Genomic DNA, 507 nt, shown 5'->3' on the forward strand with positions numbered 1-507 from the left:
GATTTTTACGACAACAGGTGGAAAGTTTGAAAGTAAGGCGGGGCAGCATAGTTTTGTGGGTGGGGCTACAGTAAATGCTGAATTACCTAAAATGCCTGAGAGTGGAATGTATAGTATGAGATTTGATCTGAGCCAAATTTTTGATCCGAATATATTGAAAAATATGAAATATAAATTAATAAATCATTCTAAAAAAATTGAAGCTGAATATGAGTTTGAGCTGCAAAGCAGTGCACGTGTTTATAGTGACGCTGTTGATAATGTAGAACTCTCATTAGTACCAGGCGCATATTTGACAGAAATTAAAGACTTACCCCCTGAACAAGAGACAGAGTCTTTGGATGAAGATGAAGTTACAGGATGTGGTTGTGGAGAGGAGCATGAACATATACGTAATAATGCAAGGGAGGTTGAATAATGCTTAATAAAAAAAATATTGCTTGTTTAATTTTTGTTTTTTTATCACTAAAAATTTATGCAGAAGATGATTTTAATGTTATTTCGAAA

The 507-nt window shown here is 33.5% G+C and carries 1 pseudogene; it reads left to right on the forward strand.

Annotation, left to right across the window (positions count from 1 at the left end):
- Positions 1-418: pseudogene (locus RR876_RS17420) on the forward strand (type VI secretion system tip protein VgrG); the annotation flags it as partial.
- Between the last annotated feature and the right edge of the window lie 89 nt (positions 419-507).

Origin of the sequence: Acinetobacter sp. (assembly GCF_036666595.1) — a bacterium.
Classification (GTDB): Bacteria; Pseudomonadota; Gammaproteobacteria; order Pseudomonadales; family Moraxellaceae; genus Acinetobacter.